The organism is Rhodosalinus sp. (genome assembly GCF_041685465.1).
Taxonomy (GTDB): Bacteria; Pseudomonadota; Alphaproteobacteria; order Rhodobacterales; family Rhodobacteraceae; genus Rhodosalinus.
The window spans coordinates 1-6,071 of sequence record NZ_JAWLFS010000187.1 but is presented as its reverse complement, the minus strand read 5'-3'; the positions used below and the strand labels follow the sequence as shown (position 1 = coordinate 6,071).

Genomic DNA, 6,071 nt, shown 5'->3' with positions numbered 1-6,071 from the left:
CCCCTGCGCGGCGGCGCAGGGGCGTCACGTCGCGCCGCAGCTGACGGGCGGCGCCGCATCGACACGCGATCCTTCCGGACGGGTCGCCGGATCACTTTCCTACACCCAGCCCGGCGGGTCCGCTGCCGGATGTCCACGCCGCCCGCTTTCGCCCGGGCCGCGCAGGATTTCCCCGCTCTGCCGGCTGCATGGGCGCGTGCCTCCGTGCGGACCGGGCCGGAGCCGACCCGCCCGTGCCATCATCCGACCGGCCGAATCCGCATCGCGGCAAGCGCGCCCCGGCCGGCGCGCTTGACATCGGCGCGCGCGCGCCCTGATCTAGGCGGCAGTAACCGGTGGGCCGACGCATGTCCGCGCGGCCGGCCCGAAACGAGGGAGGATTCCATGAAGCACGTCATTCTCGCCGCGGCGGCCGCCACGGTGATGGCAGTCCCTGCCGGAGCGCAGGACCTGTCGATCGCCACGGGCGGCACCGGCGGTACCTACTACCCCTACGGCGGCGGCCTCGCCGAGCTGATCGGCAACCACATCGACGGCGCCTCGGCCTCGGCGGAAGTGACCGGCGCCTCGGTGGAGAACATGGCGCTGATCTCGCGCGGGGACAGCGACCTCGCCATCGCGCTCGCCGACACGGTCGTCGACGCCTACGAGGGCAACGGCCAGTTCGAGGGCCGGGCGGTGGATGCCCGCGCGCTCGGCTCGATCTACCCGAACGCGATCCAGATCGTCACGCTCGCCGACAGCGATATCGAGGGCCTTTCGGACCTGGAGGGCAAGCGCGTCTCGGTCGGCGCGCCGGGGTCCGGCACCGAGGTGAACGCCGGGCGCATCCTCGAGGCGAACGGCATCACCTACGACGACATCGACGCGCAGCGGCTGAACTTCAACGAGACCGCCGATGCCCTGCGCGACGGCGACATCGACGCCGGCTTCTGGTCCGTCGGGCCGCCGACCTCCTCGATCATGAATCTCGCGGCGACGCGCGACATCCGTCTCGTGCCGCTGACCGAGGAGGAGGTGCAGGCCGGCATCGACCAGCACGGCACCTTCGCGCCCTACACCCTGCGCGAGGGAATCTACGAGGGCGTCGAGGCGCCGGTCTCGACGATCGCGGTTCCGAACGTCCTCGTCGTGCACGCCGACATGGACGAAGAGCTCGCCTACCAGGTCGTCATGAACATGTTCGAGAACGTGGACGACCTGATCGCGGTGCACCCGGCGGCGAACGACACCACGGTGGAATTCTCGCTCGGCGCGACGCCGATCCCGATGCATCCCGGCGCGCTGCGCTACTACGAGGAAACCGGGGCCGAGATCCCCGACCGCCTGCAGCCCTGATGGGCCTTCGGGCCGGGCGGCCGTTCGCGGCCGCCCTTGTCCTGTGGGCGAGCGCGCCGGCCGCGGGCACGCTCACGGTGGAAACGGCGGATGGTACCGTGCTGCTGACCGACCGTGCGCCCGAGGGCGCGGAATGGTGCCTGACCTGGAACCACTCGGTGACCGGCGGGGCCGTCGCCGACTGCTTCGTCAACCGCGCCGGCCGCATGATCCTCGCCCGCTCCTACCTGCATGATTTCGCCGCCGGCCTGGGCGAGGTCGAAGGGCGCGGCGGAAGGCTGGTCAGCGCGCCCCGGGGCGGCTATTGGCTGGAAAACATCGACGACGCGATCGAGGGGAACGCGCTGCCCGTGCGGATCGGCCGGCCATCCACGGATCACCGCCTGACCGTCGGCGGGCGGCACGTCCGCCTGTCGCGCCGGGCGGCGGGGCAGCGCGTCCGGATCGTCCTGACACCGGAGTGAACCGATGACAGAGAGCGCACCGGCAGGCGCGCCCCCGGGCGCGAGGGACGGGGCAGGCATGCCCCCTGGCGCGCCGGGCGGCCCGCTGATCCCGCCCATGGGGCGTCAGCCTTGGGCTGTCACGCTCGCCGTGTTCGCGGTCGGCATCGCGCTCTCGCTCTTTCAGCTCTACGGCGCGGGGGTCGAGCCGCTGGGCCTGTTCTACCAGCGCACGATCCACCTGAGCTTCATCCTCGTCCTTGCTTTCCTGATCTACCCCGTGACCGGGATCGAGCGGCCGCGCGGGCCCTTCGGCTGGGCGGTGGACGCGGTGTTCCTCGCCGCGGGCGCGGCCTCGGGCGGCTACATCGCCTGGAACCTCGACGCGATCATCAACCGCGCCGGTTTCTGGAGCCAGACCGACATCTGGATGGGCATCCTCGCCACGGTCACCGTGCTGGAGGGCTGCCGCCGCGCCGTCGGCCTCGGCATGACGGTGATCGGGCTGGTCGCGATCCTCTACGCGCTCGCGGGCGCGCGGGGCGAGCTGCCGTGGCTGGGCGAGTGGCTGCCCGGCATCATGGAGCACCGGGGCGCTTCGCTCGAGCGGCTGGTGGGCCAGCTCTACCTCGGGCAGGAGGGTATCTTCGGCCTGCCGCTGGGGGTCGCGGCGACCTATGTCTTCATCTTCGTCCTGTTCGGCGCTTTCCTCGAAGTGACCGGCGCGGGCAAGTTCTTCATCGACCTCGCCTATGCCGCCACCGGCAAGCGGCCGGGCGGGCCGGCGAAGGCGGCGGTGCTGGCGTCGGCCGGCATGGGCTCGATCTCGGGCTCGGCCATTGCCAATGTGGTCACCACGGGCGCCTTCACGATCCCGCTGATGAAGCGGCTCGGCTACCGCCCGGCGCAGGCGGGCGGCATCGAGGCCGCGGCCTCGACCGGCGGGCAGATCACGCCGCCCTTGATGGGGGCGGGCGCCTTCCTGATCTCGGAATACACGCGCATTCCCTACATCGACATCGTCGTGCTCTCGATCTTCCCGGCGGTGCTTTACCTCGGGACCGTCTATCTCTTCGTGCACATCGTGGCGATGAAGCGCGGGATGGAGGGCGTGCCGCAGGACGAACTGCCGAAATTCGCGCGCGTCATGGCCGACGGCTGGCAGTTCATCATTCCGCTCTTCCTGCTGGTCTGGCTGCTGGTCAACAACCTCTCGCCGATGCGGGTGGGCTTCTGGGCGATCCTGACGGTGATCGGCGTGGCGGGGCTGCGCGCCTGCCTCGACATCTTCGTTTTCGAGCCGCGGGCGGGCAAGCCCGCCTCGATCGACCGGGTGAAGGCGGCGCTCGCGGGCGGCGTGCGCATGATCCTCGGCGCGCTGGCGCTCGGCGCGCGCAACGCGGTCGCGGTCAGCATGGCCTGCGCGGTGGCGGGGATCATCGTCGGCGTCGTGGGCCTGACCGGGCTGGGGCTGAAGTTCTCCTCGATGATGGTGGCCTTTTCGGGCGGCAACATGCTGCTCGCGCTGATCCTCGTGCTGCTCGCGAGCCTCGTGCTCGGCATGGGGCTGCCGGTGACCGCGGCCTACATCGTGTTGATCGTGCTCGTCGGCCCCGCGCTGACCGAGGAGTTCGGCGTGCCGCTGCTGATCGCGCACCTGGTGGTGTTCTGGTATTCGCAGGACAGCAACGTGACCCCGCCCATCGCGCTCGCGGGCTTCGCGGGCGCGGCCATCGCGGGGGCGAAGCCGCTCGATACCTCCGTGCAGGCGTGGAAGTTCGCCAAGGGCCTCTACCTGATCCCGCTCTTCATGGTCTACAACCCCGAGATCATCCAGGGCGGGCCGCTGCCGGTGGTGCTCTGGACCGGGCTCATCGCAGTGCTCGCGCTGGTGGCCTTCGCCGCGGCGATCGAGGGGTGGCTCTTCGCGCCGATGGACCCGGTCTCGCGCCTCGCGGCGGTTCCCGCGACCGTGGCCCTCTTCTATCCCGACCTTCGGATGGAAATCGCGGGCGCCGGCGCGCTGGTGGTGATCCTCGGCTGGAACTGGTGGCAGGGCCGGCGCGGTGCAGGGCAGGCGCGGCCCTCCGGCGCCTGAGCGCCTTGGGGGATTGACTCGCCTGACAGAAACGGTCAGGCTTTGGGGCGCGTCGCCGGGAGGTGAGGGATGACGTCCGACCACCAGCGTCCGGAGCGGCGGACCGAGCCCCGGGACACCCCGCCGCCGCCCGACTGGGGCCAGATCCTCGGGCAGGCGCTCGACGGCGAGTTCCCCGACGCCCCGGCGCTGGAACGCCTGCTCGACGAGCGGAGCCGCCAGCGCGGCTGAGGCCCGGGGGGCAGCGGCCCCGTCGGGTCCGGTCCCTCCTGTGCGAGGCGCCGGGTCCGGGCAGGCCGGCATCCAGTCGTGCCACCCGCTTTTTCAGCAGACCGCCGGACCGCTGGCCTGAAATCCACCGCGGGGGCTTGGGCCTGCGCGTGCACGGATTATGCTGTGACCCGGGTTCGAGGGACGGCACCGCAGATGGCATCGAGTTTCGACGCGCGACTTCACGACCTGATCGCCGCGATCTATCCGCAGACCGATGGCGCCGAGATGGCCGCGCAGATCTGCGCGGCCTTCTGGCCCGAGGACCGGCCGCGCCGCCGCCGCGCGCGCCGGCCGTCCAACGACTTCTGGTCCGAGCGCGACGCGCTCCTGATCACCTACGGCAACTCGATCGTGGACGGGGTGCACAAGCCGCTCGACCTGCTGCGCGATTTCCTGCACCGCAACCTGAGGGGCACGGTGGACGGGGTGCACATCCTGCCCTTTTTCCCCTTCACCTCCGACGACGGCTTCGCGGTGACGGACTACCGCGCCGTGAACCCGAGCCTCGGGGACTGGTCCGACATCCGCCGCATCGGCGAGGAGTTCAAGCTCATGTCGGATCTGGTGCTCAACCACGTCTCGAGCCAGGGACCGTGGTTCACCGCCTACCTGCAGGGCCACGCGCCCTACGACCGCTTCTTCATGGAGGCGGACCCGGAGGCCGACCTGAGCGGCGTGGTGCGCCCGCGGACCCATCCGCTCCTGCGGCGGGTCGAGACGGCGGAGGGGGCGGCGCATGTCTGGTGCACCTTCAGCCACGACCAGGTGGACCTCGACTTCCGGAATCCGGAAGTGCTGCTGGAGTTCCTGCGGATCATGCGGCTGCACATCGACAACGGGGTGCGTATCCTGCGCCTCGACGCGGTGGCCTTCCTCTGGAAGGTGATCGGCACGCCCTGCATCCACCTGCCCGAGACGCATGCCATCGTGCGGCTGATGCGGCTGCTCTGCGACTACGCGGTCGAGCCGGTGATCCTCGTGACCGAGACGAACGTGCCGAAGGCCGAGAACCTGAGCTACTTCGGCAACGGCAACGAGGCGCATGTCGTCTACAACTTCTCGCTGCCGCCGCTCCTTCTGCACGCGCTGCAATCCGGGACCGCGCGCTATCTCATCCGCTGGCAGCAGGGGATGCCGCCGGCGCAGATGGGCTGCGCCTACCTCAACTTCTCGGCGAGCCACGACGGAATCGGGATGCGGCCCGCCGAGGGCATCCTGCCGCCCGAGGAGGCCGCGCGCATGATCGACTGCGTGGCCGGGCAGGGCGGGCACGTCTCGATGCGCACGGCCCCCGGCGGACGCGAGACGCCCTACGAGCTCAACGTGACATGGTTCGACGCGCTGGGCGCCACCTGCGACGGGCGCACGGAGCACCACATGGCGCGGTTCCTCTGCTCGCAGACGATCGTCATGGCGCTGGAGGGAATCCCGGCCTTCTACATCCATGCCCTGCTGGCCACGCCGAACGATCACGCGGGCGTGGAAAAGACCGGCATCGCCCGGGCGATCAACCGCCACCGCTGGGATTATCCCGAGCTTCAGGCGCGGCTCGACGACCCGGCGTCGCCGCAGGCCCGCGCGCTCGCCGGGATCCATGCCCGCATGGCCGTGCGCGGGCGCCAGCCCGGTTTTCACCCGAACGCCACGCAGTTCACGCTTCAGCTCGACGACCGGGTGTTCGGCCTCTGGCGGCAGAGCCTCGACCGGGGGCAGTCGATCTTCGCGCTGCACAACGTGAGCCACGAGCCGGTTGAGATCGCACCCTCGGCGGTCAACCTGATCGACGGGGAGGACTGGTGCGATCTGCTCTCGGGCGAGGCGATCACGCCCGCCGGCGCGCCGATCCGCCTCGCCCCCTATCAGTGCCGCTGGATCGCCAACCGCGACGGGGCGGATCGCGCGTGACGCGCACCGGCGGA

The 6,071-nt window shown here is 70.8% G+C and carries 5 protein-coding genes; all 5 read left to right on the top strand.

Annotated features, from left to right (window positions below):
- The first annotated feature begins 384 nt into the window (after positions 1-384).
- The 5 genes from ACESL7_RS11875 (at position 385) to ACESL7_RS11855 (ending at position 6,057) form a co-directional block, all read left to right on the top strand.
- The gene (locus ACESL7_RS11875; protein WP_372893534.1) at positions 385-1,338 is read left to right on the top strand and encodes a TAXI family TRAP transporter solute-binding subunit; all 954 of its coding nucleotides are present in this window, start codon (positions 385-387) and stop codon (positions 1,336-1,338) included.
- Positions 1,338-1,802: a DUF1850 domain-containing protein gene (locus ACESL7_RS11870; protein WP_372893533.1), complete on the top strand. Its 465-nt coding sequence runs from the start codon at positions 1,338-1,340 to the stop codon at positions 1,800-1,802. Before ACESL7_RS11875 ends, ACESL7_RS11870 begins: the two co-directional genes overlap by 1 nt.
- Before the next feature lie 97 nt (positions 1,803-1,899).
- Positions 1,900-3,879 carry a TRAP transporter permease gene (locus ACESL7_RS11865; RefSeq protein ID WP_372893532.1) on the top strand — a complete coding sequence of 660 codons (1,980 nt, stop codon included), beginning with the start codon at positions 1,900-1,902 and terminating at the stop codon, positions 3,877-3,879.
- Positions 3,880-3,948: 69 nt separating this feature from the next.
- On the top strand, positions 3,949-4,110 hold the full coding sequence (locus ACESL7_RS11860; protein ID WP_372893531.1) for a hypothetical protein: 162 nt from the start codon (positions 3,949-3,951) through the stop codon (positions 4,108-4,110).
- A 195-nt stretch (positions 4,111-4,305) separates the two neighbouring features.
- A complete protein-coding gene (locus tag ACESL7_RS11855; protein WP_372893530.1) occupies positions 4,306-6,057 on the top strand; it encodes a sugar phosphorylase in 1,752 nt (583 codons plus the stop codon).
- Positions 6,058-6,071 lie beyond the last annotated feature (14 nt).